This is a genomic window from Curtobacterium sp. VKM Ac-2861, assembly GCF_013204965.1.
GTDB lineage: Bacteria > Actinomycetota > Actinomycetes > Actinomycetales > Microbacteriaceae > Curtobacterium.
Window position 1 is genome coordinate 61995 of the sequence record NZ_JABMLA010000003.1, and the last position, 26536, is coordinate 88530.

Consider the following 26536-nt stretch of genomic DNA (forward strand, 5'->3'; position numbering starts at 1 on the left):
CCGAAAGGACCGCCCTCGTGACCTACAGCCCGCTCACCACCGAGACCGTCGAGACCTCCCAGAAGTCCGGCCGCGAGAACCACACCATCGACATGGTGATCCTCCACCACTCGGCGACAACGAACACCGACCAGGTGCTCCAGATGATGACCAGCGGCAGCCGGCGAGTGTCGGCCAACTACGTCGTCAAGGACCGCCGGATCGTCGGCGTCGTGCCCGAGGAGTGGCGCGCGTGGACCTCCGGCAGCCCGAGCGACGGCGGCAAGGGCGCTGCGTTCGACCGCCGCGCCATCACATTCGAGATTCAGAACGAGAGCAACGGCGGCTCGTGGCCTGTCTCCGCCCAGTCGCACGAGACCGTCGCGCAGCTCCTCGCTGACTTCCACCGCCGCTACGGCGTCAAGCTCGACCGTGACCACGTTGTCGGCCACAAGGAGCTCTACACCCGGTGGGGCGCGTCCTACGCGACCGCCTGCCCCGGCGGGCTCGACGTTGGCGCGATCGTTAAGCGCGCCACCGAGCTCGTCGCGGGGGCCAAGCCGGCCCCGGCGCCCAAGCCGGCAGCCAAGCCCGCGGCCAAGCCGGCGGCGAGCTCCGCGCCGGCGTTCCCCCTGTCGGCCGGCAGCTACTTCGGCCCCAAGAGCGGCCCCATCCGCTCGGTCTCCGGCTACTACAGCCACCGCGAGGACCTCCGGCGCTGGCAGCGTCAGATGATGCACCGCGGGTGGACGTTCCCCCGCTCCGGCGCGGACGGCCTCTACGGCGACGAGACCCGCGCCAACGCCCTCGCGTTCCAGCGCGAGAAGGGCCTGACCCCGGACGGGCTCGTGGGCGTCAACACCTGGCGCGCGGCCTGGACCTCGCCGGTCACGTGAGCGACGCCGTACTCGTCGCGATCGTCACGGCCATCAGCGCCGTGACGGTCGCGATCGTCACCCGATCGAACACGCACAGCAAGCGCGCCGCCGCAGCGGCCACCAGCTCGGCCAGGGACGCCGCCGCGGCCCGCTACCAGGTCGAGAACCACCACAGCACCAACCTCCGCGTCGAGGGCGACCAGCGCCACGGCGAGACCGTCGTCAACTTCGGCCGGGTGCTCGACGGGCTCCAGGAGGTCCGCCGAGACATCGGCGGTGTCCGCTCCGAGGTCCGCGCCGTCCGTCGCGACGTTGGCACCCTCTACCGCCGCACCGACACCAACCGTGAACGCCTCGACGCGCTCGCCCAGCACCAGGAGAACACATGTCCAAGCACCTCGCCGCTGACACCGCAGACGCCCGCCAGCGCTCCCTCCGCACCCTCGCCCAAGGTCTCGCCGTGGACGTAGCAATCGCCGGCGCAGCAGCCGGCTACGCCGTCGTCCAGCACTGGTCCGGCGACGATGTGCTCTCAACAGCAGCGTGGGTCGCCGCCGGCACCGCCGTCGTCAAGAGCGTCCTCACCGCCGGCCTGTCCTACGTCGCCCGCCTCCGCGTTCCGCCGGCGAGTTGAGGCCGCCACGGAAGCCGCTGCGAGTCGGATGGGATCTCGGTTACGATTCGCGAGTGGGATCAAGGCGAGGAACCATCACGGTACTGCTGATCGTGGGGGCGGTCCTCATCGCGGCCTACTTCCTGCCGTTCGACAAGGACCGGCTGACGGTTGTTGCGTCACTCGCTACAGCCTTCGCGACGATCGCGGCGCTTCTATCTGCCTTGGCCAGTAACCAGGCAGCGAGAGAGTCGTCCATGGCGGCGCGTGAGGCGACCCGTGCCCTCAGCTACGCCGCGCGACCAAAGCTGGATCTACTCCTCCAGGAATACGAAGGCCGGCGGCACTTGCTCATCGAGAACGTCTCCACGCATCGCGCCGAAACGCTCATCCTGACTCTCACCCACAAAGGTATTGAGGAGACCAGAGCGCTCGAGCCGCTGGACGGGATGAAGCTGTCTTACAGCGGTTTGTCTTTCGGGCAGCGCGGGCCAATCCATAACGTCGAGTTGCCTGGTTTCATCCCTGGGGCAGACCACATCGATCGAGTCTCCGTGCGATATGCGGGATCAACCGGCCCTACACAGTGGGTCGTGAGCTACCAGTTTGGTCCGGGTCTGGCCGTCGAATCGCACTTCGATCACCGCTATTACCGGCCAGCCGAACGGCTGTCCGACCGAGAAGCTGACCAGGTCTGATAAACAGCAAACGCCGCGCAGCGCGCGGCGTTTGCGGTGACGGTCGTTCGGTGTCCCGTCCGGCTCAGTATGCTATCGCCTCGATCGTGCGGCGGAGCTCGCTGTCGTCCACCGGGACGTAGATGCGAGTCGTGGCAGGCGACGCGTGCCCGAGGAGGTCCTGCACCGTCGCGAGGTCCCGGTTGACCCGGTGGGCTCTCGCCGCGAACCGATGCCGCAGCGAGTGGATCGTCCAGTCGCCGGTGAGGAGCCGGTTGACGAGCTTGCCGACCCACCGAGGGCTCAGGTGGCCGTCCTCGTCGCCCGGGAACAGGAAGCCCCACGGCTCCGAGCGGAGCACCGCGGCGAGCCCTGGCGCGAGCGGTATGTTGCGTGGCTTGTCGCCCTTGCCGTGCACCGTCAGGCTCCAGCCGCCAGGAGCTCGGAACAGGTCATCGGTGTGACAGCGAGCAATCTCGGCTCTCCGCATCCCGCACTCAGCCGCCAGCCGCATCATCAGCCGCTCCCGATCGTCAGCGCGCCGGTACGCGGCCTCGAACACGTCGTCCGGGCACGGGTGCGGCATCGGGGGAGACGGCTTGACCCTGGGGAGGGTGAGGGCCGGGTTGGTGCTCGTGAGCTCGGAGAGGACCGCCCAGCTCCAGAATGCCCGGAAAGTGGACCGGCGACCACGACGAGTCTCGCGCGCCCACGGCTGCATGCCCGCCCACGTCACGAGTTGCGACCCGGTGACCTCCCACGGCGTTCCCGTGCCGATGCGCCGAGCAAGGTGCTCCAGGTGCTGACGGCGGGTGTAGATCGTGGACGTCGGGAGGCCGGCGGCGAGCTGTGCCGCCAGGAATCCGGCGATGGCAAGGGACCAGGTTTCGGGTACGAGTCGCATTACGTGCATCGATCGTTCCAGACCGGAACTACGCGCGTGAGCGTACATCGTTGTATCCGACGAGTGTTGCCGATTCGTAACCCGGCGTGGCATGTCGCTACGCTGCCTGGACGAGCTCAGAGGCTACAGACCAGAAGGTTGGGGGTTCGAGTCCCTTCGAGCGCACAGTGCCGGTTGAACGGCATGACACCGAACAGATGAAGGGCCCCGGCGGATTCCGCCGGGGCCCTTCGTCGTTGGTGGTCCGTGCGCGAGTCGTGTTTCACCGACGCTGACGCCCGAGCAGCGCGATCCCCAGCACGACCAGCGCCACGACGACGAGCCCGACGACGACGAGCAGGGGGAGCAGGTCGATCGACGCGGTGTCGTCGTGGCAGTCGACGTTCCCGACGGCACAGGAGGCGAGGACGGTGGTCGTGGTCATGGTCCGAGTGAAGCACGGCGAGGTTGGATGGGGAACATGACGACGACGTCCGTGTTCGAACAGGTACCACGAGCGCAGTGGGTCGCGGACGACGAGTTCGTCTTCGCGATCCTCGATGCACATCCGGTGTCACCTGGTCACACGCTCGTCATCCCGAAGCGTCGGATCACCAGCTGGTTCGATGCCACCGAGGGAGAGCTCGCCGCGATGACCCGGATGGTGGCGGTGCTGAAGGCCCGGCTCGACGAGCAGCACCACCCCGACGGCTACAACGTCGGGTTCAACGACGGATCGGCCGCTGGCCAGACCGTCTTCCACGCCCACCTGCACGTCATCCCGCGCTTCGACGGCGATGTCCCGGCGCCGGCTGGCGGGGTGCGGCACGCCGTCGTCGGGCGCGGCCACTCCTGAGCGCGGTGGCCAGTGGCCAGTGGCCAGTGGAACGACTGGGCGACGAGTCAGCCCCAGAGGTGGATCGTCGAGTCGATGACGCCGGACAGCGCGAGGGCTCCCGGGACGAGCACGCCGAACAGGGTGAGCGTCGCGCCGATCAGGATGGCCGCGAACGCCAGTCCGTCTCCACGCTCGCCGGTCCGTCGGACCTCGTGCCGCGCGATGAACCCGACGACGACGCCGCCGATCGGGGCGACGAAGGCGAGCGCGATCGCCACGACGGCGAGCAGGCTCAGCGGCGCGAGTCCGGGCGTCCCGTCCGTGCTCGAGGCGGAGGCGGCCGGGGCGGGGGCGGCCGGCGCGGAACGCTCGGGGGCGAGGTCGGTCACGGGTGTCTTCCGTTCAGTCGGCGCACGTGGCGAGCTGCGGGCGTACGAGGTCCGCTCAAGAGTAGAGCGACGGCGCCCGGAGCGGAGGCCCGCATTCGGGGTCCAGCTGCCCGGTCGGGCGACTTCGTGAGCAGAAATGGTCGGGTTCATCGACGGGACTCGACCATTTGTGCTCACGAAGCGCACGCGCTCACGAGGCGCACGCGCTCACGAAGCGCACGCGCTCAGCGCCCGAGCGCCGTGAGCTGCTTCTGCAACCCGCGCTCGAGGTACGGCTCCAACGACGTCGCCCACGTCGCCGTGATGTGCGTGGTGTCCCGGTAGACCAGCACGCCGCCGATCACCGCGGGGCAGGTCGTCTCGGTGCAGTAGTAGTCGGTCAGGTCGATCACCCCGGCTCGTCCTCCGGCGGCCTTGAACGCCCGCACGGCCTCGATCGACGAGTCGGTCTGGGCGAGCGCCTCGGAGCGGGGCCGGTCGCACGACGTGTTCGTCGGCCCGGACATCTTGCTCACGCAGGCGATGACGTCGGGCCGGGGGACCGGGTTGTCGCGGATCGCGATGACGGGGAGTTCGTCGCCGGCGGCCTGCTCCCAGGCGTCGACGAGGCCGTTGCGGGTGGCGATGTCGCGTGAGGCTCCGGCCGGCAGGCTGACGGGCATCTGCGTGGCGGAGTGGGTGACGACCAGGGCGTCGGCGTCGCGGTGGGCGCGGACGTAGTCGATGGCCGCGTGCTTCCACGCGTTGCAGCCGCGCAGCGCGCCGGCGTTCACCGAGTTCTGCTGCGCCGTGGTGAGGTAGCAGCCGCCGATGCCGGCCATGTCGATGCGCCACCCGTTGTCGTCGGCGATCTTCTCGTAGGCGCCGAGCAGGGCGTTGCTGTGCGAGTCGCCGATGACGATCAGGTGCTTCGACCAGCCGGTCGCCTTGCCGAGCACGCAGGTGCGGAAGGTGCCGTTCCAGCACTCGGGGCGGTTCGCGTCGTCGTCCTCGGCCGCGGCGGGGGCCGGGATCCGTGTGTCGGCGAGGGCCGGGTCGACGCAGGGGTCGGCTGAGCTGATCCGTGCGGCTGCTCCGATGCAGGACTCGTCGTCCTGTGCCCGTTCGGTCGCGAGCCGCTTCGTGAGCTGCTGGGTGGCGCCTTCGGCGTGGACCTCCTGCACGTAGACGGCGGTCAGGGTCGAGGCGCCGAGCGTGACGACCGTGAAGGTGCAGATGACGCCGAGCGCGACGACCCCGCGGGGCCGCAGGTCGCGCAGCCAGGTCGAGAAGCGGACGGGTTCCTCGAACCAGATGGTCGTGACGGCTGCCAGTCCGACCGACACCAGGAGCACCGAGGTGCTGGTCGCCCAGTCCAGCGGGCCTCCGAGCATGATCGGCAGGATCACGACGAGCGGCCAGTGCCAGAGGTACAGCGCGTACGAGATCCGTCCGGTGAACGCGACCGGTCCGAGCGCGCCGATCGACTCGAACACGGTGCGTCCGCCGAACAGCACCACGAGGGTCGCACCGGCGACGGGGAGCAGCGCGGCGATCCCGGGGAACGGCGTCTCCGCCCCGATGACGAACAAGGACAGGACGAGGGCCACGGCGCCGATGCTCGTCAGGATCATGCGCACCCGCCGGGCGACCTCGGTGCGGACCTCGGGCAGGTGCACGGTCGCGGCGAGGCCGCCCAGTGCGAACTCCCACGCGCGGGTGCCGGTGGAGAAGTACGCGACGCCGGGGTTCGTGCTGGTCTGCACGATGCTCCACACCAGGGACAGCACGACGACCGCGCCGAGCAGCAGGCGTGCGGTGGTCAGCGTCGAGAGGCGCCCGCGCACGGCGACGGCCAACCCGAACAGCAGGAGCGGCAGGACGATGTAGAACTGCTCCTCGACCGACAGCGACCAGAAGTGCTGGAACGGTGAGGGGTCGTCCGCCGAGGCCAGGTAGTCGACCGAGTTCGCCGCCAGCTCCCAGTTCTGCAGGTAGACCGTCGACGCGATGAGCTCGCGGCCGTACTGCCCCCACAGTGCGCTCGGCACGGCGACGAGCACCGCTGCGCCGGTGGTGGTGATGGTGAGGAACGCGGCCGGCAGCAGGCGTTTGGCCCGGCGGGACCAGAACCGGCCGAGGTGGATCGTGCCGGTGGCGACCTGTTCGCGCAACAGGAGTCCGGTGATGAGGAACCCGGAGATCACGAAGAAGACGTCGACCCCGACGAACCCGCCCCGCAGGGCGTGCGGCCACAGGTGGTACACGACGACGGCCAGCACCGCGAACGCGCGGAGACCCTGGATGTCCCACCGCGTCGTGTCGCGCGCGCGGTGCGCGGGGCCCCGCTCGCCCGGCGTTGCAGTGTTCACTGCGACGATCCTACGAGAAGCGCGTCACGCCCTGGGACGGCACGCGAGAAGACGGGAGGCCCGTGGCGGTCTCGCCACGGGCCTCCCGTCCGTCGTTCGCTGGCCCCCACCCCGTGGGGTTCCGAGATCTCGGAACCTCGCGGGCACGCGCCGTCCTGATCGGAACCTCGACGGAACGCACGCGGGGTGTCGTGGAACCTCGACGCGCAGCGCGCCGCGTGTCGTGGATCCGCGCGCAGCGTCAGACGGTCGCGCGCACCTCGGCCAGCGACGGGTAGTCTGTGTAGCCCTCGGCGGTCGCGCCGTAGAAGAGCTCGGGGCGGGGCTCGTTGAGCTCCGCGTCCTGCTCCCAGCGGTGCGCGAGGTCCGGGTTCGCGATGGCCGGGCGGCCGGCGGCGACGGCGTCGGCATGGTCGGCGTCGACGAGTGCGATGGCCTCGTCGCGGGTGGTCAGTGACGAGAAGCCGGAGTTGACCACGAACGGTGCGCCCGCGGTGCGGCGGACGTGCTGCACCAGGTCGCCGGTCGGCTCGGCGTGCAGCACGTCGATGAAAGCGAGTCCGAGCGGCGCGAGGCCCTCGGCGATCGCGGTGTAGGTCGCGCGGACGTCGGCCGCGTCGTCCTCGATGACGCCCTGGATGCCGTGCTCGGGCGACAGGCGGATGCCGGTGCGGTCTGCGCCGACGGCCTCGGCGACGGCGGTCGTGACCTCGATCGCGAAGCGGGCGCGGTTCTCGGGGGAGCCGCCGTACTGGTCGGTGCGGGTGTTCGACACCGGGGACATGAACTCGTGCACCAGGTAGCCGTTGGCGCCGTGGACCTCGACGCCGTCGAGTCCGGCGGCGATGGCGTTGCGGGCAGCCTGCGCGAAGCCCTGCACGGCGTCCTGCACCTCGGAGGTGGTCAGCTCGTGGGGGACGGGCATGTCGGCCTTGCCGGTCGCGGTGTGGGTCTGACCGGGAGCGGCGATGGCGCTCGGGGCGACGATGCGCGGCGTCTGCGAGATGTCGGGGTGCGAGACGCGGCCACCGTGCATGAGCTGCATCACGATGGTGCCGCCCTCGGCGTGCACGGCGTCGGCGACGCGGCGCCAGCCGGCGATCTGCTCGTCGGTCTCGATGCCGGGCTGCCCGGGGTAGGAGCGGCCTTCCTGCACGGGCCAGGTGCCCTCGGTGATGATCATGCCGAGGCCCGCACGCTGACGGTAGTGCTCGACGAGCAGGTCGTTCGGGATGCCGTGCTCACCGGCGCGGGTGCGCGTGAGCGGGGCCATGACGACGCGGTTCGACAGGCGCAGGGCGCCGAAGGAGGTGGGTTCGAAGAGCTTCACGAGGGAGTGGAACGTCGTGTTGCTCGGTGCAATTCCCGCCGTCAGTCGCGCGGGCAGACCAGGGTCGACGAACGGACCTGGCCCTCGGGGCGGATCACCTGGTGCAGGGAGAGGGGCTTGCCGCAGATCGGGCAGCCGCGGTCCACTGACCGGTCGTCGACCCCCTCGGGGTGTCCGGCGCCGATCTGCGACGGTCCCATCTTGTTGATGAGCGTCGTGTTCCACCGTTCGTACCACTTGCCGAAGCGCCCCACGGTGCGTCCTTTCGTTCGTGCACGAACCATTATGGCACCATCGGCCCCGGATCACACCTGGTCGACCCGCTCCAACAGTTCCGTCAGGTCGTCCTTGAGCGCTTCGAGGCGTTCCAGTGGCCACCCGAGCCGGTCCGCGACCGCCAGGGGGACCGCTCGTGCACGGTCGCGCAGGGCCCGCCCGGCCGTGGTGAGCGAGACCTCGAGCTGCCGTTCGTCGGCGGCGCTGCGGGTCCGGCGGACGTAGCCGGAGGCCTCGAGTCGCTTGAGTAATGGGCTGAGGGTGGCCGAGTCGAGCCGCAGTTCGCCGGCGATCTCGCGCACCGACCGCGTATCCTGCTCCCAGAGTGCGAGCATCACGAGGTACTGCGGATGCGTCAGGCCCATCGGCTCGAGCAGGTCGCGGTACAGCCCGATGACGCTCCGGCTCGTGGCCGCGAGGGCGAAGCAGAGCTGCCGGTCGAGCGCGAGCGGGTCGGGTGCGGAGGTCATGCGCCCACGATACCGTTCGCCCACGAAGTGTTCCGGGGGCGCGGCGAGTGGTGCGGGTCGGTGTGGGTCGGTGCGACAAGTTCGACGTCGTACGACATCGATCTTGTCGCACCGGCGCGGCCGCAACAGTTGCAGGCGCGGGCTGGCGACATCCTCGGTGTCGTACGACATCGAGGATGTCGATCTGGGTCGCGGGTCGGCGTCGGCCGCGCGGGGTGGGCGCACGCACGGGAGGCCCGGGGCCGGTCTCGTGGACCGGCCCCGGGCCTCCAGGCTGGGTGCGTCGACTACGCGCGGTGCGCGGGCGGGTGCCCCGACTCGTGCGCGTTGGCGTCCGGCGCCACGGGAAGGGCGTGCGACCCCGTGTGGGTCTCCTCGTGACCGGGCTGGCCCGGCTGACCGGGCTGACCGGGCTGGCCGGGCTGGCCGGGCTGACCGGGCTGACCGGCGACCGGGTGCGACCGCTCGAGCTTCGCGCCCTCGACGTCGACGTCCGGCACGATCCGGTCGAGCCACTTCGGGAACCACCAGGCGCTCTGGCCGAGCAGGTGCATCGCGGCCGGGATCAGCAGCATGCGGACGACGAACGCGTCGATGAGCACACCGAACGCCAGCCCGAAGCCGATCGGCTTGATGGTGGAGGAGTCCGAGAAGATGAAGCCCGCGAACACCGAGATCATGATGATTGCCGCTGCCGTGACCACCGCGCGACCGGCGTGCAGCCCGCGCTGGACCGCGACCTTCGCCGAGGCGCCGTGGGCGTAGGCCTCACGCATGCCGGACACCAGGAACAGCTGGTAGTCCATCGCCAGACCGAACAGGATGCCGATCTCGATGATGGGCAGGAAGCTCAGGATCGGAGCCGGGTCGTGCACGCCGAACACGGAGCCGAGCCAGCCCCACTGGTAGATCGCGGTCAGGCCACCGAAGGACGCCATCACGGACAGGATGAAGCCCGCCGTCGCCGTGATCGGGACCAGGAAGGACCGGAACACGATGATCAGGATGATGAGCGACAGGCCGACGACCACCACGAGGTAGAGCGGCAGGACGTTCGACAGCTTCTCGGACACGTCGATGTTGGCGGACGCGTTGCCCGCGACTCCGAGCGTGACCGTACCGTCGTCGGTCGTGACGGTCTGCTCGCGCAGGTCCTTGACCAGGTTCTCGGTGGAGATGCTGTCGGGACCGCCGCCGGGCTTCACCTGGAACGCGATGATGTCGCGGTCCGACGAGGTGCCGATCGGCAGGACGGCCTTGACGTCGTCGTTCTTCGCCAGGGCCTCGCCGATGGTGACCTCGGTCGCGGTGACGTCGGACTTGCTGATCGACTCCGGCAGGGTCGCGACGACGAGCAGCGGGCCGTTCTGGCCGGCACCGAACTCCTCGTCGAGGGCCTTGTACGCCTTGTACTGGCTCGAGTCGACGGACTCGGACGCACCGGTCGGAAGGCCGAGGCGCATCTGCGTCGCGGGGAGCGCGATGACACCGAGCACGGCGACACCGGCGACGAGCGTGACGATCGCGCGCCAGGTCTTCATCGGCTTGTTCGGCACCCGGGTCGAGCCGGTGTTGCCGATCTTCGCGCGCTCCTTCTTCCGCAGGATCCGCATCCCGATCAGGGACAGCAGCGCCGGGGTGAACGAGGTGGCGATGAGGATCGCGAAGAACACCGCGACCGCACCGACCGTGCCCATGAGCCCGAGGAACGGGATGCCGGTGATGTTCAGCGCGAGCAGCGCGACGATGACGGTCGTACCGGCGAACACCACGGCGTTGCCCGAGGTACCGTTCGCGAGGCCGATGGACTCGTGCACCTGCATGCCCTGCTTCAGCTGGGTGCGGTGTCGGTTCAGGATGAAGAGCGAGTAGTCGATGCCGACCGCCAGGCCCAACATCACCCCCAGCACCGGCGTGACCGAGATGAACTCGACCAGGCCGGAGAACGACAGGGAGGCAAGGGACGCCACGCCGACACCGAGCACGGCGCTGACGAGCGGGATCGCCGCACCGATGACGGTGCGGAGCATCAGGAAGAGCACGAGCGCGGCGATGATCACGCCGACGATCTCGCCCGGGCCGAGGATCGACGGCACGCCCTGCGCGATGTCGTTCGACACGTAGACGTTCACGCCGCTGATGTCGGCCGAGTCGGCGTCGTCCGCGATGGCGGTCTTCGTGTCGGCGGGGACCTCGTAGGTCGACTTCGTGAACTGGACCGTGCCGATGGCGGCGCTGCCGTTCGACGACACGAAGCGGACGTCCTTCGACAGGTCGAGGAGCTTCGAGCCCTGCTCCAGCTCGTCGGCGCTGTCGTCGAGCTTCTTCGTGTTGGCGTCGATCGTCTTCTGCGCGTCGGCGATCTGCTGCTCACCGGCGTCGATCTGCGCCTGCTGGGCGTCGATCTGGGCCTGCGCCTGCTGGAGCTGCGCCGCTGCGGCCTGCGCCTGCGCTGCGGGGAGCGCTGCGCCGGCGGCCTCGCCCTGGGCCTTCTGGGCGTCGAGCTGCGCCTGGGCGTCCTCGATCTGCTGCTTGCCGGAGGTCAGCTGCGCCTTCTGGGCGTCGAGCTGGTCCTGGCCGGTCTCGAGCTTCGCGCGGCCGTCGGTGATCTCCTTGCGGCCGTCGACGATCTTCTGACGCTGCTCATCGAGCTGGTCCTGGGTGTCGAAGCCGCTCGTCGCGCCCTTGACGCCGTCGAGCTTCTCGACCCTGGTCAGGAAGTCCGCGACCTCCGACTTCTGCGCGTCGGTGAACGCCCCGCCGTTCTTCGTCTCGAAGACGATCGTGCCGTTGCCGCCGTTCGCCGACGGGAACTTGTCGGCGAGCTCGTCCTGCACCTGACTGGTCTTGGTGTTCGGGATCGAGATCGCCGATGAGATCGTGCCCGAGAACAGGCTGTAGGTGACGCCGGCGACGGCCATGATCACCACCCAGGTGATGATCACGAGCCAGTGGCGTCGTGCGGAGAACCGTCCGAGACGGTAGAGGAGACCGGCCATGCGGTTGCCCCGTTCCTTTCGTTGCAGGTGCTGTGTGGAGCGGGGTGCGCCGGTGGACCCCTGGGGAGGGAAGTGTCAGTCGGTGGGCATGTAGCCGCTGCGGACGCTGTGCACGAGTCGTGCCAGCAGGGCGTCCCAGTCGGCGACGGACTGCTCGTCGATCGCGGGGCCGGAGGTGGCCAGCCAGTGTTCCGCGATCACGACGATGCCGCTCATGAGCGACTCGACGAGCAGGGCTGCGTCGAGGGGGTCCGCTGCCGGGTAGCGGCGTGCGACCTCGTCGCGGAGTCGTTCGGTGACCCGCGAGAACGCCGTCTGGGTGAGGACCGCGGCCTTCGGGTCGTCCTTGCCCGGGTCGCCGAGGATCCGGTACATGCTCGAGATCGCGGCTGCCAGGTCGGCTCCGCGTGCGGCGGACTCGAGCTCGTCGAACATCGAGGCCCGGCTGCCGTCGCCGACCGGGGTGCGTGCCATGTCGGCGAGGAACCGGTCGATGATCACGGACAGCTCCTGCTCGCACACGGCCAGCAGGACCTCGTCGAGCGAGGCGAAGTGGTTGAACACCGTCCGCCGCGCGATGTCGGCCCGTGCTGCCAGGTCGTCGACGCTGAACTCGCGGCCGCCGCGTTCGTCGACCAGGTCGCGTGCGGCCTGCAGGATCGCCGCACGGTGCTTCGCCTTGAGGGCGGCGCGGCGGTCGGTCGTGAGGGTCACGAATGAGAACACTAGGTGCATCGATGCACTCGGTGCAACGACCAGGAGTACATCTTCAGGTTCGTACCCCGCGGTGGAAACTCGGTTCTGAACAGATGTGCGCATGGTTGACTGCACCCAGCACGACCGCCGGTGCGACCGGCGGCGCGACCGCCAGAACGACCGCCAGAACGACCGCCGTACGAAGGAGTACCCGATGCCCGTCCGCCTGTCCCCGGAGACCCTCGACGAGATCGCCGCGAGCGGTGTCGCCGTCCCGACCTACGACCGCAGCGGGATCACCGCCGGCATCGTGCACTTCGGCGTCGGCGGCTTCCACCGCGCGCACCAGGCGATGGTGATCGACCGGCTGCTCCAGCAGGGCGAGGCGCGCGAGTACGGCATCTGCGGCGTCGGTGTCCTCGAGCAGGACCGCCGGATGGCCACGGCCATGGCGGAGCAGGGCGGGCTCTACACGCTCGTCCTCAAACACCCCGACGGCACCCGCGAGTCCCGCGTCGTCGGCAGCATCGTCGACTACCTGCTCGCCGTCGACGACCCGGACGCCGTCGTCGAGAAGATGGCGCACCCGGACACCAGGATCGTCAGCCTGACCATCACCGAGGGTGGCTACAACTTCGACCACGTCACCGGCGAGTTCGTCGCGGACGAGCCCGGCGTCGCGGCCGACCTGCGCGGCGACGGACCGCCTCGCACCGTGTTCGGTCTGGTCGTCGAAGCCCTGCGTCGACGGCGTGACCGCGGCGAGCAGCCGTTCACCGTGATGTCCTGCGACAACATCCAGGGCAACGGCCACGTCGCCCGCGACATGTTCACCGCCTACGCACGCCTGCAGGACCCGGCGTTCGCCGACTGGATGGACGAGCACGTGTCGTTCCCGAACTCGATGGTCGACCGCATCACCCCGGTCACCGCCGACGAGGACCGCGCCTGGGTCCGCGACGAGCTCGGCATCGAGGACGCCTGGCCCGTCGTCGCCGAACCGTTCTTCCAGTGGGTGCTCGAGGACGACCACCCCGCCGGACGTCCGCCGTACCAGGACGCCGACGTGCAGATCGTCGAGGACGTCGAGCCGTACGAGCTGATGAAGCTCCGGTTGCTCAACGCCTCGCACCAGGGCCTGTGCTACTTCGGGTACCTGTCCGGGTACCGCTACGCGCACGAGGCCACGCAGGACCCCGCGATCGCCACGTTCCTGCGCCGCTACATGGACGAAGAGGGCTCGCCGACCCTGCACCCCGTGCCCGGCATCGACCTCGAGGACTACAAGTCCACCCTCATCGAGCGCTTCCAGAACCCCGAGGTCCGCGACACCCTGGCCCGGCTCTGTGCCGAGTCGAGCGACCGGATCCCGAAGTGGCTGCTGCCGGTGGTCCGCGACAACCTCGCCGCCGGCCGGCCCGTCACGCTGTCCGCCGGCATCGTCGCGTCGTGGGCGCGCTACGACGAGGGCACGGACGAGTCCGGTGAGCCGATCCAGATCGTCGACCGCCTGGCCGAACCGCTGCACCGCATCGCACTCACCCAGCGCGACGACCGGCTCGCCTTCATCGCGAACCGGCAGGTCTTCGGCGACCTGATCGACGACGACCGGTTCGTCGCGGCGTACCGCGACGCCCTCGACGGGCTCATCGCCGACGGCGCCCACGCCACGGTCGAACGCTTGTCGCGTTCCTGACGCGAGTCGCGCCCTGCGCGTGACCGGACGGCGGACGGGAGGCCCGGTGCCAGCTGGCGCCGCGCCTCCCGTCCGGTGCCCGGTCGCGTCACGGGCTATGGTCGCGTCGTGAACCGGACCGACCGCCTGTACGCGCTCGTCGAGGAGCTCCGCGCCGCGGCGCCCGCGCTGCGGAGCGCGCGCCGACTCGCCGAGCGGTTCGGGGTCAGTGTGCGCACGGTCGAGCGGGACCTGCTGTCCCTGCAGCGAGCCGGGGTGCCGATCTGGGCCGAGCCGGGGCGCACCGGCGGGTACACGATCGACGCCCGTGCGACGCTCCCGCCGCTCGGGCTGACCGTCGACGAAGCGCTCGCGGTGGCGATCGGCCTCGGCACGCTCGGCTCCAGCCCGTTCCGCGACGCGGCTCGCAGCGCTGCCCGCAAGGTCACCGCGGTGCTCGCCGAGGACGACGCCCGACGGGCAGTGCGACTCGCGAGCCGCGTGCACCTGCTGGAGTCGGGGGAGCGCACGCCGGCTCCCACGGCGCTCGCCGGTGCGCTGACGGGCGGGCGCGTCGTCCGGATGCGGTACCGCGACGCAGCGGGCGCGGAGACCGATCGGGTCGTCGAACCGCTCGGGTACATCGGGAAGGGCGAGGACTGGTACCTGGTCGCGTGGTGCCGGTTGCGCGACGGCGTCCGTGCCTTCCGCGGAGACCGGGTGCTGGCGGTCGAGGAGACCGACGAACAGGCTCCGCCCCGAGTGGTCCACCTCGACGAACTCGACATCCCGCACGGTGTCCTGCGCCCCGTGCTCGGGGACCTGCTCGGGGACTGAACCGCCAGATCCGCCTTGTGGTTCGCCGAAACACCGACAGGACGGTGTCGCGGTGGTCGCGCATGCTCGACGAGTCCGGTCACGGTGGCCGGCCAGGAGGGCTTCCCATGCAGTTCGCATCCGTCCGGATCATCACCGACGACCTCGACGGGATGGTGCGGTTCTACGAACGCGTCACCGGGTCCGAGGCGCGGCGGCCCGCACCCGTCTTCGCCGAGATCGTGACCGGCGGCGTCGTGCTCGCCCTCGCGACCCCGGTGACCGTGGCGATGCTCGGACCGGCCGCGCCCGAGCCCCGCACGAACGGCGGGGTGTTCCTCGAGTTCGTGGTGGACGACGTCGACGCTGCGTTCGCGGGGTTGCGTGGTGCCCTCGACGACGTGGTGCTGCCGCCGACGACGATGCCCTGGGGAAACCGGTCGGCGCTGTTCCGTGACCCGGACGGCAACCTCGTGAACCTCTTCAGCCGTCCCGCTTGACCATGTATTCTGTCAGTCACTGACAGAATCGAGTGCACATGCAGCTCCACGTCGAGACCCACGGTCACGGCCCGGTCCGGGTCGGACTCGTGCACGGCGTCCTCGGTTCGGCGCTGGTGTGGCGCGACCTCGTGTCCCACGCCGACCCGGACCGGTACACGTTCCTCGTGCCGGACCTGCGGGGTCACGGCGAGAGCGACCGCGCGGCGTCGTACACGCTCGCCGCGTTCGCCGACGACCTCGCCGAGACGCTGCCGCAGGGGCTCGACGCCGTCGTCGGACACTCGCTCGGCGGACGGGTGCTGTTCGACGCCGTCGACCGGTTGCGCCCGGCCCGCGCGGTGTACCTCGACCCCGGCTTCCACCTGCGGGCACCGGGGCGGAGCGTGCTCGGGCGGGCGTTCTGGGCGCTGCCCGGGCTGCAGCCGTTGCTCGTGAAGGCCTACGACCGCACCGATCCGCGGTGGGGTCCGGCGAACGTCGCCCGGGCCGAGGAGAGCCACCGGCACTGGGACCGCACGATGCTGCGCGACGTCCTGCGAGCGGTCGCGACGACACCGGTCGCTCCGGCGGCCCCGTTCGTGCCGTCGACGCTCGTGCTCACCGACGACGGTCGACACGTCGTGCCGGCGGCCGAAGTACCGGTCTACGAGCGCCTCGGGTGGGACGTCGAACGGGTGCACGGGGTGCACCACGACCTCGCGATGGAGGACGCCGCGCGTACGATGCGGCTCCTCGACGACGTGCTCGGCGGGGCGCACGCATGAGCGTCACCACGGTGTTCGGCGGGGTGTCCAACGTCCTCGTCTCCGACGGCACGACCTCACTGCTCGTGGACGGCTTCTTCAGTCGTCCCTCGTTCCCGCGGCTGATGCTCGGCCGGCTCCGACCGGACGTCACCCGGATCGAGGACGCACTCGCACGGTTCGACGTCGACCACCTCGATGCCGTGCTCGTCTCGCACTCGCACGCCGACCACGCCCTCGACGCGCCCGTGGTCGCGGACCGGACCGGGGCCGAACTCGGCGGCTCGGCGTCCACCCGGATGATCGCCACCGGGTACGGGCTCGACCGCGTGCCCTTCCGGGAGCTCCACGACCGCGAGTCGTTCGCGGTGGGGGCCTTCACGGTCACGCCGCTGCACGCGCTGCACAGCGACGGCGATGCGGTGCCGGGCGAGATCACCGAGCCGGTCACCCTGCCGGCCCGGATGCGCGACTTCCGTACCGGCGGGTGCTCCTCGTTCCTGTTCGAGCACCCGGACGGATCGGTGCTGGTCCACCCGACGGCGAACTTCATCCGCGGAGCGTTCGCGGGGCTCCACGCCGACACCGTCTACCTGGGTGCGGGCGCCGCCGGTGCGAAGCCGACGGCCTGGATCGAGCAGTACTGGCAGGAGACCGTCGGCGCCCTGCGGCCGAGCGTCGTCCGACCGGTGCACTGGGACGCGTTCTGGCGTCCGTTGACCCGTCCGCTCAGGCCGCTGCCGAAGAAGCTCGACCGCCTCGACGTCACGATGCGCGCGTTCACACGCCTGGCGGACGCCGACGGTGTCGACCTCCGGCTGCCGGAGCTCTGGCAGCGCGAGACGGTCTCCACGCGGTCGGCGTCGTGACCGGGGTCCGGGCGCAGAACCGGCGGGCGACGGAGTGTGCCGTCGAGGACGCCGCGGTCGCGCTGGTCGGCGCGCGCGGGTTCGACGTCGTCACCGGGGCCGAGATCGCGACCGCGGCCGGCATCACCGAGCGCACGTTCTTCCGGTACTGCGCCGCGAAGGTCGACGCGTTCCTGTTCGTCCCGCGCGACGTCCACGACGCCGTCACCGCCGCGGTGACCGCCCCGGTGACGTTCGCCGCGTTGACCGAGGTGATCGCCGAGGTGCTCGTGACGTTCGAATGCGATCGCCACGACGACCTCGACCGCCTGGTCCGGGTGCGCGCGCTGCTCGTCGCCGATCCGGCACTGCTGTCCGCCGTGCTCGAGCGGGACGCCGCGCAGACGCTGGAGCTGCAGTCGGCGTGGCAGGGCGCCGACCGGTTCGCGGTGCCGTTGGCGCTGCTCGCGCTGCGCGCCGCGTTCGACGAGTGGGCGGAGCGCCCCGCGGGGGAGTCGCTCAGCGTGGCGTTCCGGCGGACCTGCGCCGCGCTGCGGAAGGCGGCGACTGGCGGCTGATCGCGCGTCACGCCCTGGACGCGTCCACCGGGCGGACGGGAGGCCCGTGGCGGGCGTGACCCGAGCCTCCCGTCCGCTCTGGACCGTGACGCGAGACGCGCCGGGCAAGCACGTTCCTCGTGTGGTGACGGTTCTGGTTCACGTTCCCCGTGGATTACGAACCAGAACCGTCAGTCGTCGGGGAGCACGTCGTCGTCCCACGGCACCGGCGTCGTCTCGCCCGTCTCCCAGTCGTGGCGCAGGATCCCGTACCCGACCGACGCGACCGCGCGGCCGCCCTCGATCGGCCACCCCTCGCGGTAGTGCGCTTCCTTGACCCACCCGGCACGCACGAAGACCCGGCGCATGGCCGTGTTGTCCTCGCGGGTCTGGCCCTCGAAGCGGGTCACCGACGGCAGGGTGCCGAAGACGTGGTCGGTGACCGCGCGCAGTGTCGGGACGCCGAGTCCGCGACCGCGGAACGTACCGGCGATGCGCAGGTCGAACAGCGGGACCGGGTCTCCCAGGTCCTCGAGCCGGACGAGCCCGATGCGGCCGTGCTCCGTGTGGTCGACCCAGTACGAGTCGTGCTCGTCGTCGCGGGAGGAGCCGGAGTCCACGGCCTGGACGGCTTCTGCACGGCTCCACGTCCGCCGCACGTGGAACGGGAAGTCCTCGGTCGACAGGAAGTCGACGAGTGTGTCGTGGTCGATCCCGGTCGGGTCGAGCCGGGTCAGCCGGACGGAGCGCTCGGTCATCCCGTCACGCTAGCGGGGGTGCAGCGTGGTGGCCCAGCGTCCGATCGCGTCGTACGCCTGCTCGCGCACGTCGGGCGCGGACAGCACCACGTCGTGCACGGCTCCCGGCAGTCGGCGGACCGTCACCTCGTTGCCGAGCGACAGGGCCCGATGGGCCACCGTGTCGACGTTCAGCGCGACGTCGGCGTGCGCCATGCCGGGGTCCCACCGGGGTTGCAACATGCTCTTGTCGCTGAGCATGACGAGGACGGGGACCTGGATGTCGAGCCCGTGCTCGACCGTCTCCTGCCCCGCGAAGACCGCCGCGAGCCAACCGGGGTGCAGGGGGAACCCGCGTTCCGGCCGCCACTGCTGGTCGTACGTCCAGGAGCCCTCGCCCGCGGCCGACACGGTGCGCGTGTAGAAGCCCGGGTCGACGGCAGGCATCGGGGCGAGGGGGTTCCGCTTCGCGCCGAGCTTGATGACGGGCGCGACGATCGCCCGGCCCACGGCGGTCGCCTGGAACTCGAGCCAGGGACTGTTCAGGATGATCCCGTCGACGAGTTCCGGGTGCCGCGCAGCCCACAGCGACAGCGTCAGACCGCCGGTGGAGTGCCCCATCAGCACGAGTCGCCGCTCACCGGGGCCGGGGTGCTCGGCGGACACCGCGTCGAGCGCTGCGGCGATGTCCTCGTCGTACACCGCCAGGTCGTCGACGTTCCCCGGGGTCTGCTGGGGGCGGAGGCTCCGGCCGTACTTCCGCAGGTCCAGTGCGTGGAAGCGGGCACCGAGCCGTTCGACGCGCTCGGCGAGCTCCGTCTGGAAGAAGTAGTCGGACCACCCGTGCACGTACAGCACGTCAGCGCCGTGCAGCGGCCCGCGCCCGTGCAGGAGCAGGTCCGTCGGGGTGTGCCGACGACGGACGAGGGTGGCGACGACCGGCCCCTCGGAGTCGGAGCCGAGCGGCAGTTCGAGTCGCTCGTAGGGCGCTCCGAGGACGTCCTCGTGCCACCGCTGGACGCCCATGACCCCACCGTATCCGGCACCGCTGCGGGTGGTACCGGGGTACCACGGTCGCTCCGCGGAGATCGTCTGCGACGGCGATGTGGCGGACCCGGTCGTCTCCGTACCGTTGCCGCATGATCGAGATCCAGAACCTCTCCAAGCGCTACGGCGAGAAGGTCGCCGTCGACGACGTGTCCTTCACGGTGCGTCCCGGCGTCGTCACCGGCTTCCTCGGTCCGAACGGCGCGGGCAAGTCCACCACGATGCGCGCCGTCGTCGGACTCGACCGGCCGACCTCGGGCACCGCCCACGTCGACGGACGCCCCTACCGCGAGCTGCGCGACCCGCTGCGTCGCGTCGGCGCACTGCTCGAGGCCAAGGCGGTCCACAAGGGACGCAGCGCCTTCGACCACCTGTCGGCGCTCGCCGCGACGCACCGGATCCCGACGGCCCGGGTGCACGAGGTCATCGGCATGACCGGCCTCGAGAACGTCGCGAAGAAGCGCGTCGGCGGGTTCTCGCTCGGCATGGGGCAGCGGCTCGGGATCGCGGCGGCACTGCTCGGTGATCCGCAGACGCTGATCCTCGACGAGCCGGTCAACGGCCTCGACCCCGAGGGCGTCGTGTGGGTGCGTCGGCTCGCCCGCAGCCTGGCCGCCGAAGGACGTGCGGTGTTCATCTCGAGCCACCTGATGAGCGAGATGGCCCTGACCGCCGACCGCATCGTCGTGATGGGTCGCGGCCGGGTGCTGGCGGACATGGACATCGCGGACCTGGTCGCCGCCGCCACGGAGCGGTCGGTCACCGTGCGGACGCCGGAGCCCGAGCGGCTCCTCGACGCGATCGCCGGACCGGACGTCACCATCGGCTACGAGGGCGACGGGTCGCTGCAGGTCCGTGGCCTCGGCGCCGAGCAGATCGGCGAGGCAGCGGGTGCCGCGGGCATCGTCCTGCACCAGCTGGCGACCACCGAGGCGAGCCTGGAGCAGGCCTACCTCGAACTCACGCACGACCAGGTCGAGTACCGATCGGAGGTGGCCCGATGAGCGCGGTCACGAGCAACGCCGTGCCTCGGCACGACGGAGCCGGCAGCCACACGTCCGGCGTCCACTTCTCCGGCGTCCTGCGCTCGGAGTGGATCAAGCTCCGCTCGCTGCGGTCGACGGCGTGGAGCTTCCTGCTGGTGCTCGTCCTGCCGATCGGCATCGGTGTGCTCCTGGCGGCCTTCGCGGACAACGGCGGTCAGGGGCTCTCGGGTGACGCGGCTCGGAACGCCCTCGTCCTCTACAGCACGAGCGGCACGATGCTCTCCTCGCTGATCGTCGCGGTGATCGGCGCCCTCGTCGTCACCGGCGAGTACGGCACCGGCATGATCCGCTCCTCGTTCGCGGCGGTCCCACGGCGGTCGGTCGCGCTGGCGGCGAAGGCGATCGTCCTCGCCGTGGCCGTCTTCGTCACGAGTGCCGTGAGCGTCTGGGCCACCGCCTTCACCACCCTGCCCATCGCCGCGGGGCGGAACGTCGAGGCGTCGCTGGACGCGAGTGTCGCGATGCCGCTGCTGGGTGCCTCCGTCTACCTGACGCTCATCGCGCTGCTGGCCTTCGCGGTCGGCGTGGTCCTGCGCTCCACAGCCGGCGCGATCGCCGCGGTCCTCGGCCTGATGCTGGTCGCCCCGGTCGTCGTGCAGCTGGTGCAGTCGTTCACCGGAGCGGACTGGCTCGGCACGCTGACGAACCTGCTGCCGCAGAACGCCGGGCAGCCGCTCATGCAGTTCGGCACCGAGGTGACGTCGGGGTGGCACGACGGCGTCCTAGCCTTGGGGGGATGGAGCGGATTCGCGGTACTGCTGGCCTGGGTGGTCGTCGCCTCGGTGACGGCGCTCGCCCTGGTCGAGAAGCGGGACGCGTGACCCCTGCTGACCTCGCCCCCGGTGCCGTCCAGGACGGTGCCGGGGGCATCGCCCTGCCCGACGCACCCGGCAGGCTTCGGCGGTTCTGGGCGCGCCACCCGGTCATGACCGACGCGCTGCTCATGGTCTTCTGGGGTGCGATCGAGGTCGTCGTCGCGTTCCGGAGTGCGTGGCAGGTCGACGGGAGCCCCGCCGCGCGGGTCACGGTCGTCGTCCTCGTGGTCATCGCCGTCTCCGGCATCCCGCTCCGGCGCACGCACCCCGCGGTGACGGCGGTGCTCGGGCTCGCGTCCGTCGTCGCGATGACGTGGACGGAAGCGGGGTACTCGCCGGTGCTCTTCACCGTGTACGCCGCGACCGTGTGGTGGTCGCGCGCCGCGGGGTGGTGGACGGCCGCGGTCGCCGTCGTGCTGGCCGCGGGGGCGACGGCGCTGCGCGTCTTCGTGGTCGCGCCGGGGTCCGGAGGACTCGCGGACGTCCTGTACCCGCAGCCCACGACGTTCCTGCTGGCAGCGGTCCTGATCGGGGTCAACGTGTCGAACCGCCGTCGCTACACGCAGGCGCTGATCGACCGCGCGCACCAGCTGGCCCGGGAGCGTGACCAGCAGGCGCAGCTCGCCACTGCCGCGGAGCGGGCCCGGATCGCGCGGGAGATGCACGACATCGTGTCGCACTCGCTCACGGTGATGGTGCGGCTGGCCGAGGGCGCGGCGGCCGGGTCGGCGGCCGGTTCGGCAGCCGGATCGGCGGCCGCGTCGTCCGCGGGGGCGTCGTCTGGTGGGGCGTCGTCCGGTGGGGCCGAGTCCGCAGCGACGGCGGCCATGCGCGGAGTCGCCGATGTCGGCCGTGGCGCGATGGGCGACATGCGCCGCATGCTCGGGGTGCTCGGAGGCGACGGCGAACCCGCGCTCGCGCCGCAACCGGGCATCCACGACGTCCCGCAGCTCGTCGACCGGTTCCGCGCGCTGGGCACCCCCGTCGCCCTCGAACTGGTCGGCGTCGTCCCCGACGACGACGCCCTGCAGCTCGCCGTGTACCGGGTCGTGCAGGAGGGCCTCACCAACACCGCCCGGCACGCGCAGCGCGTCCGATCGGTCGACGTCCGCGTGGCAGCGTCCGCCACCGAGGTCACCGTGGTCGTCACCGACGACGGACGGACAGGAGGCCGGATTCGGCTGGACGGATCGGCCCACGCCCCAGCGGGGTCGGGTCGAGGGCTCATCGGGATCGACGAGCGCATCCGCGCGCTGGGTGGGCAGGTGCGCGCGGGCTTCCGCGACGGCACCGACGGTTGGCAGATCCGGGCGACGATCCCGGTCAGGACGGAGGACCGGTGATCCGCGTGGCGATCGTCGACGACCAGCAGCTCATCCGGACGGGGTTCCGGCTGCTGCTCGAGGCGCAGCCCGACATCGAGGTCGTCGGCGAGGCCGGTGACGGCGGTGCGGGTGTTCGGCTCGTGCGTGCCCTGCGTCCGGACGTCGTGCTGATGGACGTCCGGATGCCCCACGTCGACGGCGTCACGGCGACGGCCGCGATCGTCGAGCAGGTCCCCGAGACCCGGGTGCTCGTGCTGACGACCTTCGACCTGGACGAGTACGCGTTCGGTGGCCTGCGTGCCGGGGCGAGCGGGTTCCTGCTCAAGGACGTCAGTGCCGCGCAGCTCCTCGACGCCGTCCGGTCCGTGGCTGCGGGCGAGGCCGCGGTCTCACCGCGGGTGACGCAGCGGATGCTCGAGCTCTTCGGCTCCGTGCTGCCGGACGACCGGCCGGCGGGTCCGGACCCGCTGGGGCCCCTGACCCCGCGGGAGCGCGAGGTGCTGCTCGCGATGGCCCGCGGGTTGTCGAACCCCGAGATCGCCGCGCACCTGGTGACGAGCGAGTCCACGGTCAAGACGCACGTCGGGCGGGTGCTCGGCAAACTGGGCCTGCGCGACCGGGTGCACGCGGTGATCTTCGCCTACGAGCACGGTCTCGTGCCGCGGTCCTGACGGGGCGCCGATCGCGTGGCGGCGCGGTCAGCTGCGGGGTGCGCGCGAGAAGAAGAGGGTGATCGCGCCGAGGGCGATGGACGCCACGATGAGCACCCAGGCGAGCACGGGGACCAGCCCGTCCCACGGGGTGAACAGGAGCACGATGCCGATCACCAGCACGACGGCGGCGGCGATCAGCACGAGGCGGTGCGGTCTTGCCGGATGGGTTCTGGTCACACGTGCACCGTACGCGTCGGGACTGCGGACGGGCGCAGTCGCGCGCCGCTAGCCTGGCCGCAGTGACACGTTCTCCCGCTCTGTGACGCAGAGCCCATCCAGCGACACCGGTTCGCTCCTCGGACGAGGGGTGGTGATCTCGTGCGCCCGGAACGGGGACTCCCGACGGAGTTCCCCAGCACCCCGGCGCCCTGTCGAGACCACTCCAGAGAGACCGTTCGTCCATGTCATCGTCTTCTTCTTCTTTTCCTCCTCCCTCTTCTCCCGCCGAACGCTCGGCCCTCCGCGCTTCGTGCGGTGACTGCTTCGCGCTCTGCTGCACCGCCTTCGGGTTCCAGCGGTCCAGCGACTTCCCGATCGACAAGCCCGCCGGCACCCCGTGCCGGAACCTGGCCGACGACTTCTCCTGCACGATCCACCAGGCCCTCCGTCCACGGGGCTTCACCGGGTGCACCACCTTCGACTGCTTCGGGGCTGGCCAGTACGTCTCGCAGGTCCTGTTCGACGGCACGAGCTGGGTCGAGGAGCCGGACTCGAAGCCCGAGATGTTCCAGGCCTTCGCCGTCGCCCGGCAGCTCCACGAGATGCTCTGGTACCTGGCCGAGGCGGTGTATCGCTCGACCGCTCTGGGGTCAGCGGATGCACCGACCGTGCTCCGGCTCCGCATCCAGCAGGTCCTCGACGGTGAGTTGGCCGGCGTCCTCGCGGTGGACGTCGAGTCGCTCCGGTCCGAGGTCCGTTCCGTCCTGATCGACGTCAGCGCGGAGGCCCGAGGTGGGTACCCCGCCGCCGGCGACTCGGCCGGTGACCTGCACCCGTCGGCTGACCTGGCCGGCCGCGACCTGCGATCTCGCGTCCTGGTCGGCGCCGATCTGCGCGGTGCGGTCCTGATCGCCGCGGACCTGCGGGGATGCGACCTGTCGGGCGTGGACCTGCTCGGGGCGGACCTGCGCGATGCCCGGCTCGGGGGAGCGGACCTGTCGAACACGTTGTTCCTCACCCAGCCGCAGGTGAACGCCGCGCAGGGCGATGCGTCCACGGTGCTGCCCGACGACCTCGATCGTCCAGGGCACTGGCCGCTCCGGTGATCCGGGTCAGGGCAGGACGATGACCTTGCCGACGATCCTCCCGGCTGCGCCCTCGGCGTGCAGTGCGGGCAGATCGGCGAGCGGGATGCGCCGCGTGACCTCGACCGTCAGGGCCCCGGCGTCCACGAGCGCGACGAGCTCCGTCAGGCGTTCGCGGTTCGGCAGGACGAACACAGTCGCTGCACGAACGCCTCGCGACTCGTCACCCGGCGTGGCCATGAACGCCGTCGTGCTCACGACGACCCCGCCGTCACGGACCGCTGCGACGTCCGCCGCGAACTGCTCGGGCTCGATCGGCGCCAGGTTGAGCAGCACGTCGACCTGACCGTCGAGGGCGTCGAGCAGGTCGACGTCGGTGTGGTCGATGACCTGGTCGGCACCGGCCGCGCGCACGGCATCGGCACTGCGGGGGCTGGCGGTCGCGATGACGTGTGCTCCGGCGCGCTTGGCGAGCTGGACGGCGTACTTGCCGACGACCCCGCCGGCACCCACGACGAGCAGACGCTGCCCGGCGGTGAGCCGGCCGTCGTCGAACAGGGCCTGCCATGCCGTCAGCGCGACGGACGGCAGGGCGGCGGCATCGGCCAGTGGGATGCTCGTGGGTGCTGCCACGACGGCCTCAGCGGGTGCGACGACGGACTCGGCTGCCCCGCCGTCCCGGTCCATCGGCAGGAACGCGATGACCGCGTCGCCCACGGTCAACCCGGTCACCCCCTCGGCGATCGCGTCGACCGTGCCGGAGACGTCGTAGCCGGGGATGTGCGGCAGCTGGATCGGGATCGGCAGGAAGCCGGCCCGCATGCCGTTGTCCGCAGCGTTGTACGCGGAGGCCGCGACGCGGAGTCGCACCTGACCCGCTGCCGGGGTCGGCTGCTCGACCTCGCCGTACTGGAGGACCTCGGGTCCGCCGACTTCGTGGAACTGCACTGCCTGCATGGTCATGCCCTTCGTAAGTGCTTCGAATTCGAAGCGAATGCGACGACCGTAACACTGCTTCGAACTCGAAGCAACAGGTAGGATCGATGCATGACGGAAACCCCGACGGCACTGACCCCGACACAGCTCGGCGCCTACTTCGCGCTGACCGAGGTGAGTGCACTCCTGCGCCCCGCGGTCGAGAAGCAGCTGCGCGACGTCGGTCGGCTGAGTTACGTCCAGTTCCAGCTCCTCGCGCGCCTCGGTGACACCGCCGACGGCCGCCAGCGGATGACGGACCTGGCCGACGGCGTCGTGTACAGCCGCAGCGGGCTGACCTACCAGGCGCAACTGCTGGATCAGCGCGGCCTCGTCACGAGGTCCCCGTCGCCGGACGATGAACGCAGCACCGTCGTCGCGATCACCGATGCGGGGCGCGAAGTCCTTGCCGACGTGTTCCCCGGCCACATCGGCACCGTGCACGGACTCCTGTTCGCTCCCATCTCGGACGACGATGCCAATGACCTCGCCCGGGTCCTCGGGCGCATCAGCGAACACCTGCGAGCGAACCCGCCGCGGTCGGCGTCGCGACGATCCGCGAAGGGGGCGTCCGCGTGACCGTCGGAGCGCGCGCCGCTCGGTGGATCATCGTCGGCTCGGTCGTCGTCGGGCTGGCGCTGACCGTCTACGCGACCTCGTACTGGCTGTTCCCGACGTCGTTCCAGCTCCAGGAGCGGTTGCCCGACGGATCGATCAACCCGCGCGCATGGGCCGACCTGCTCGTCTCGTACGTCCTCGCGCTCGGCTGCTTCGCGGTCGCCGGATGGGTGGGCGTGCAGCGGCTCCGCACCCGCCGCCGCTGAGGCGTCAGCTGCGCGTGCGTGACCGTCGCCGCGACACGGTGCCGACGACGAGTGTGGCGAGCCCGAGCGCGATCCCGATCAGACCGAGCAGGTAACCGAACAGCATCAGGATGCCGCCGCCGATGTTCGCACCGCCCCCGGTGTCGTTCGCGAGCGACCACCCACCGATCCCGACCGACAGGAAGGCGCCCAACAGGAACACCGTGCACATCACGTGCAGGACCCTCGTGCTCTGGGAGGTCATGGCGACTCGCTTCCGTGCGTGGACCGGTACCGGATGGTAGCGCGA

At 70.8% G+C, this 26536-nt stretch carries 32 protein-coding genes; 18 read left to right on the forward strand and 14 right to left on the reverse strand.

Annotation, left to right across the window (positions count from 1 at the left end):
* The first annotated feature begins 17 nt into the window (after window positions 1-17).
* Genes HQQ88_RS08255 through HQQ88_RS08270 form a run of 4 tightly spaced genes read left to right on the forward strand, consistent with a single transcriptional unit; the run spans window position 18 to window position 2168 of the window.
* A complete protein-coding gene (locus HQQ88_RS08255) occupies window positions 18-875 on the forward strand; it encodes an N-acetylmuramoyl-L-alanine amidase (RefSeq protein ID WP_173169174.1) in 858 nt (285 codons plus the stop codon).
* Window positions 872-1327, forward strand: a complete 456-nt coding sequence (locus HQQ88_RS08260) for a hypothetical protein (RefSeq protein WP_173169175.1) — start codon at window positions 872-874, stop codon at window positions 1325-1327. Before HQQ88_RS08255 ends, HQQ88_RS08260 begins: the two co-directional genes overlap by 4 nt.
* On the forward strand, window positions 1318-1491 hold the full coding sequence (locus tag HQQ88_RS08265) for a hypothetical protein (protein WP_173169176.1): 174 nt from the start codon (window positions 1318-1320) through the stop codon (window positions 1489-1491). The genes HQQ88_RS08260 and HQQ88_RS08265 overlap by 10 nt, the downstream gene beginning before the upstream one ends.
* A gap of 53 nt (window positions 1492-1544) precedes the next feature.
* The gene (locus HQQ88_RS08270) at window positions 1545-2168 is read left to right on the forward strand and encodes a hypothetical protein (RefSeq protein ID WP_173169177.1); all 624 of its coding nucleotides are present in this window, start codon (window positions 1545-1547) and stop codon (window positions 2166-2168) included.
* Window positions 2169-2232: 64 nt separating this feature from the next.
* Here HQQ88_RS08270 and HQQ88_RS08275 read toward each other — a convergent pair whose 3' ends face one another.
* Together HQQ88_RS08275 and HQQ88_RS08280 are read right to left on the reverse strand one after the other, a co-directional pair.
* Entirely contained in the window at window positions 2233-3144 is a 912-nt protein-coding gene (locus HQQ88_RS08275) for a tyrosine-type recombinase/integrase (protein WP_216834417.1), read from the reverse strand.
* 169 nt (window positions 3145-3313) lie between these two features.
* Window positions 3314-3475, reverse strand: a complete 162-nt coding sequence (locus HQQ88_RS08280; protein WP_173169178.1) for a hypothetical protein — start codon at window positions 3473-3475, stop codon at window positions 3314-3316.
* 36 nt (window positions 3476-3511) lie between these two features.
* Here HQQ88_RS08280 and HQQ88_RS08285 point away from each other — a divergent pair, with 36 nt between their 5' ends.
* The gene (locus HQQ88_RS08285; RefSeq protein WP_173169179.1) at window positions 3512-3886 is read left to right on the forward strand and encodes an HIT family protein; all 375 of its coding nucleotides are present in this window, start codon (window positions 3512-3514) and stop codon (window positions 3884-3886) included.
* A gap of 47 nt (window positions 3887-3933) precedes the next feature.
* On the opposite strand, the gene HQQ88_RS08290 is transcribed toward HQQ88_RS08285, so the two are convergent.
* The 7 genes from HQQ88_RS08290 to HQQ88_RS08320 all read right to left on the reverse strand — a co-directional run bounded on the left by HQQ88_RS08290 (window position 3934) and on the right by HQQ88_RS08320 (window position 12397).
* On the reverse strand, window positions 3934-4257 hold the full coding sequence (locus tag HQQ88_RS08290) for a DUF4190 domain-containing protein (RefSeq protein WP_173169180.1): 324 nt from the start codon (window positions 4255-4257) through the stop codon (window positions 3934-3936).
* Window positions 4258-4481: 224 nt separating this feature from the next.
* A complete protein-coding gene (locus HQQ88_RS20130) occupies window positions 4482-6608 on the reverse strand; it encodes an acyltransferase family protein (protein ID WP_173169181.1) in 2127 nt (708 codons plus the stop codon).
* Between the two features lie 241 nt (window positions 6609-6849).
* Entirely contained in the window at window positions 6850-7938 is a 1089-nt protein-coding gene (locus HQQ88_RS08300) for an alkene reductase (RefSeq protein WP_173169182.1), read from the reverse strand.
* Between the two features lie 41 nt (window positions 7939-7979).
* Window positions 7980-8192, reverse strand: a complete 213-nt coding sequence (locus HQQ88_RS08305; RefSeq protein WP_173169183.1) for a hypothetical protein — start codon at window positions 8190-8192, stop codon at window positions 7980-7982.
* 51 nt (window positions 8193-8243) lie between these two features.
* A complete protein-coding gene (locus tag HQQ88_RS08310) occupies window positions 8244-8684 on the reverse strand; it encodes a MarR family transcriptional regulator (RefSeq protein ID WP_173169184.1) in 441 nt (146 codons plus the stop codon).
* Between the two features lie 287 nt (window positions 8685-8971).
* The gene (locus tag HQQ88_RS08315; RefSeq protein WP_173169185.1) at window positions 8972-11683 is read right to left on the reverse strand and encodes an MMPL family transporter; all 2712 of its coding nucleotides are present in this window, start codon (window positions 11681-11683) and stop codon (window positions 8972-8974) included.
* Between the two features lie 75 nt (window positions 11684-11758).
* Complete coding sequence (locus tag HQQ88_RS08320; RefSeq protein ID WP_165901448.1) at window positions 11759-12397, reverse strand: TetR/AcrR family transcriptional regulator; 639 nt, start codon at window positions 12395-12397, stop codon at window positions 11759-11761.
* 196 nt (window positions 12398-12593) lie between these two features.
* Here HQQ88_RS08320 and HQQ88_RS08325 point away from each other — a divergent pair, with 196 nt between their 5' ends.
* The 6 genes from HQQ88_RS08325 (at window position 12594) to HQQ88_RS08350 (ending at window position 17542) form a co-directional block, all read left to right on the forward strand.
* Entirely contained in the window at window positions 12594-14075 is a 1482-nt protein-coding gene (locus HQQ88_RS08325) for a mannitol dehydrogenase family protein (protein ID WP_173169436.1), read from the forward strand.
* 108 nt (window positions 14076-14183) lie between these two features.
* Entirely contained in the window at window positions 14184-14891 is a 708-nt protein-coding gene (locus HQQ88_RS08330) for a YafY family protein (RefSeq protein ID WP_173169186.1), read from the forward strand.
* Window positions 14892-14998: 107 nt separating this feature from the next.
* Window positions 14999-15370 carry a VOC family protein gene (locus HQQ88_RS08335; RefSeq protein WP_173169187.1) on the forward strand — a complete coding sequence of 124 codons (372 nt, stop codon included), beginning with the start codon at window positions 14999-15001 and terminating at the stop codon, window positions 15368-15370.
* A 38-nt stretch (window positions 15371-15408) separates the two neighbouring features.
* Entirely contained in the window at window positions 15409-16137 is a 729-nt protein-coding gene (locus HQQ88_RS08340) for an alpha/beta fold hydrolase (RefSeq protein WP_173169188.1), read from the forward strand.
* The gene (locus tag HQQ88_RS08345) at window positions 16134-16985 is read left to right on the forward strand and encodes an MBL fold metallo-hydrolase (RefSeq protein ID WP_173169189.1); all 852 of its coding nucleotides are present in this window, start codon (window positions 16134-16136) and stop codon (window positions 16983-16985) included. The genes HQQ88_RS08340 and HQQ88_RS08345 overlap by 4 nt, the downstream gene beginning before the upstream one ends.
* Window positions 16982-17542, forward strand: coding sequence for a TetR family transcriptional regulator (locus HQQ88_RS08350; protein ID WP_173169190.1), 561 nt, complete (start codon window positions 16982-16984; stop codon window positions 17540-17542). Before HQQ88_RS08345 ends, HQQ88_RS08350 begins: the two co-directional genes overlap by 4 nt.
* 170 nt (window positions 17543-17712) lie before the next feature.
* Here HQQ88_RS08350 and HQQ88_RS08355 read toward each other — a convergent pair whose 3' ends face one another.
* Window positions 17713-18279, reverse strand: a complete 567-nt coding sequence (locus HQQ88_RS08355) for a GNAT family N-acetyltransferase (protein ID WP_173169191.1) — start codon at window positions 18277-18279, stop codon at window positions 17713-17715.
* A gap of 9 nt (window positions 18280-18288) precedes the next feature.
* Window positions 18289-19284: an alpha/beta hydrolase gene (locus HQQ88_RS08360; RefSeq protein ID WP_173169192.1), complete on the reverse strand. Its 996-nt coding sequence runs from the start codon at window positions 19282-19284 to the stop codon at window positions 18289-18291.
* Between the two features lie 113 nt (window positions 19285-19397).
* On the opposite strand from HQQ88_RS08360, the gene HQQ88_RS08365 reads away from it, so the two are divergent.
* The 4 genes from HQQ88_RS08365 to HQQ88_RS08380 are packed head-to-tail and all read left to right on the forward strand — an operon-like array spanning window position 19398 to window position 23162.
* On the forward strand, window positions 19398-20309 hold the full coding sequence (locus tag HQQ88_RS08365) for an ABC transporter ATP-binding protein (protein WP_131880578.1): 912 nt from the start codon (window positions 19398-19400) through the stop codon (window positions 20307-20309).
* On the forward strand, window positions 20306-21172 hold the full coding sequence (locus HQQ88_RS08370; RefSeq protein ID WP_173169193.1) for an ABC transporter permease subunit: 867 nt from the start codon (window positions 20306-20308) through the stop codon (window positions 21170-21172). The genes HQQ88_RS08365 and HQQ88_RS08370 overlap by 4 nt, the downstream gene beginning before the upstream one ends.
* Window positions 21169-22509 carry a histidine kinase gene (locus HQQ88_RS19875; protein ID WP_173169194.1) on the forward strand — a complete coding sequence of 447 codons (1341 nt, stop codon included), beginning with the start codon at window positions 21169-21171 and terminating at the stop codon, window positions 22507-22509. Before HQQ88_RS08370 ends, HQQ88_RS19875 begins: the two co-directional genes overlap by 4 nt.
* Complete coding sequence (locus HQQ88_RS08380) at window positions 22506-23162, forward strand: response regulator transcription factor (protein WP_173169195.1); 657 nt, start codon at window positions 22506-22508, stop codon at window positions 23160-23162. The genes HQQ88_RS19875 and HQQ88_RS08380 overlap by 4 nt, the downstream gene beginning before the upstream one ends.
* A 27-nt stretch (window positions 23163-23189) precedes the next feature.
* Here HQQ88_RS08380 and HQQ88_RS08385 read toward each other — a convergent pair whose 3' ends face one another.
* The gene (locus HQQ88_RS08385; RefSeq protein ID WP_173169196.1) at window positions 23190-23381 is read right to left on the reverse strand and encodes a hypothetical protein; all 192 of its coding nucleotides are present in this window, start codon (window positions 23379-23381) and stop codon (window positions 23190-23192) included.
* Window positions 23382-23605: 224 nt separating this feature from the next.
* On the opposite strand from HQQ88_RS08385, the gene HQQ88_RS08390 reads away from it, so the two are divergent.
* Entirely contained in the window at window positions 23606-24469 is an 864-nt protein-coding gene (locus HQQ88_RS08390; protein ID WP_173169197.1) for a pentapeptide repeat-containing protein, read from the forward strand.
* 6 nt (window positions 24470-24475) lie between these two features.
* Here the strand turns inward: HQQ88_RS08390 and HQQ88_RS08395 are convergent, their stop codons facing one another.
* Window positions 24476-25405 carry an NADP-dependent oxidoreductase gene (locus HQQ88_RS08395; protein WP_173169437.1) on the reverse strand — a complete coding sequence of 310 codons (930 nt, stop codon included), beginning with the start codon at window positions 25403-25405 and terminating at the stop codon, window positions 24476-24478.
* A 90-nt stretch (window positions 25406-25495) separates the two neighbouring features.
* On the opposite strand from HQQ88_RS08395, the gene HQQ88_RS08400 reads away from it, so the two are divergent.
* Window positions 25496-26002 (forward strand): MarR family transcriptional regulator, encoded by a 507-nt coding sequence (locus HQQ88_RS08400; protein WP_173169198.1) that lies wholly within the window; start codon window positions 25496-25498, stop codon window positions 26000-26002.
* A complete protein-coding gene (locus HQQ88_RS08405) occupies window positions 25999-26247 on the forward strand; it encodes a hypothetical protein (protein WP_173169199.1) in 249 nt (82 codons plus the stop codon). Before HQQ88_RS08400 ends, HQQ88_RS08405 begins: the two co-directional genes overlap by 4 nt.
* A gap of 4 nt (window positions 26248-26251) precedes the next feature.
* On the opposite strand, the gene HQQ88_RS08410 is transcribed toward HQQ88_RS08405, so the two are convergent.
* Window positions 26252-26491, reverse strand: coding sequence for a hypothetical protein (locus HQQ88_RS08410; RefSeq protein ID WP_173169200.1), 240 nt, complete (start codon window positions 26489-26491; stop codon window positions 26252-26254).
* Window positions 26492-26536: the final 45 nt, after the last annotated feature.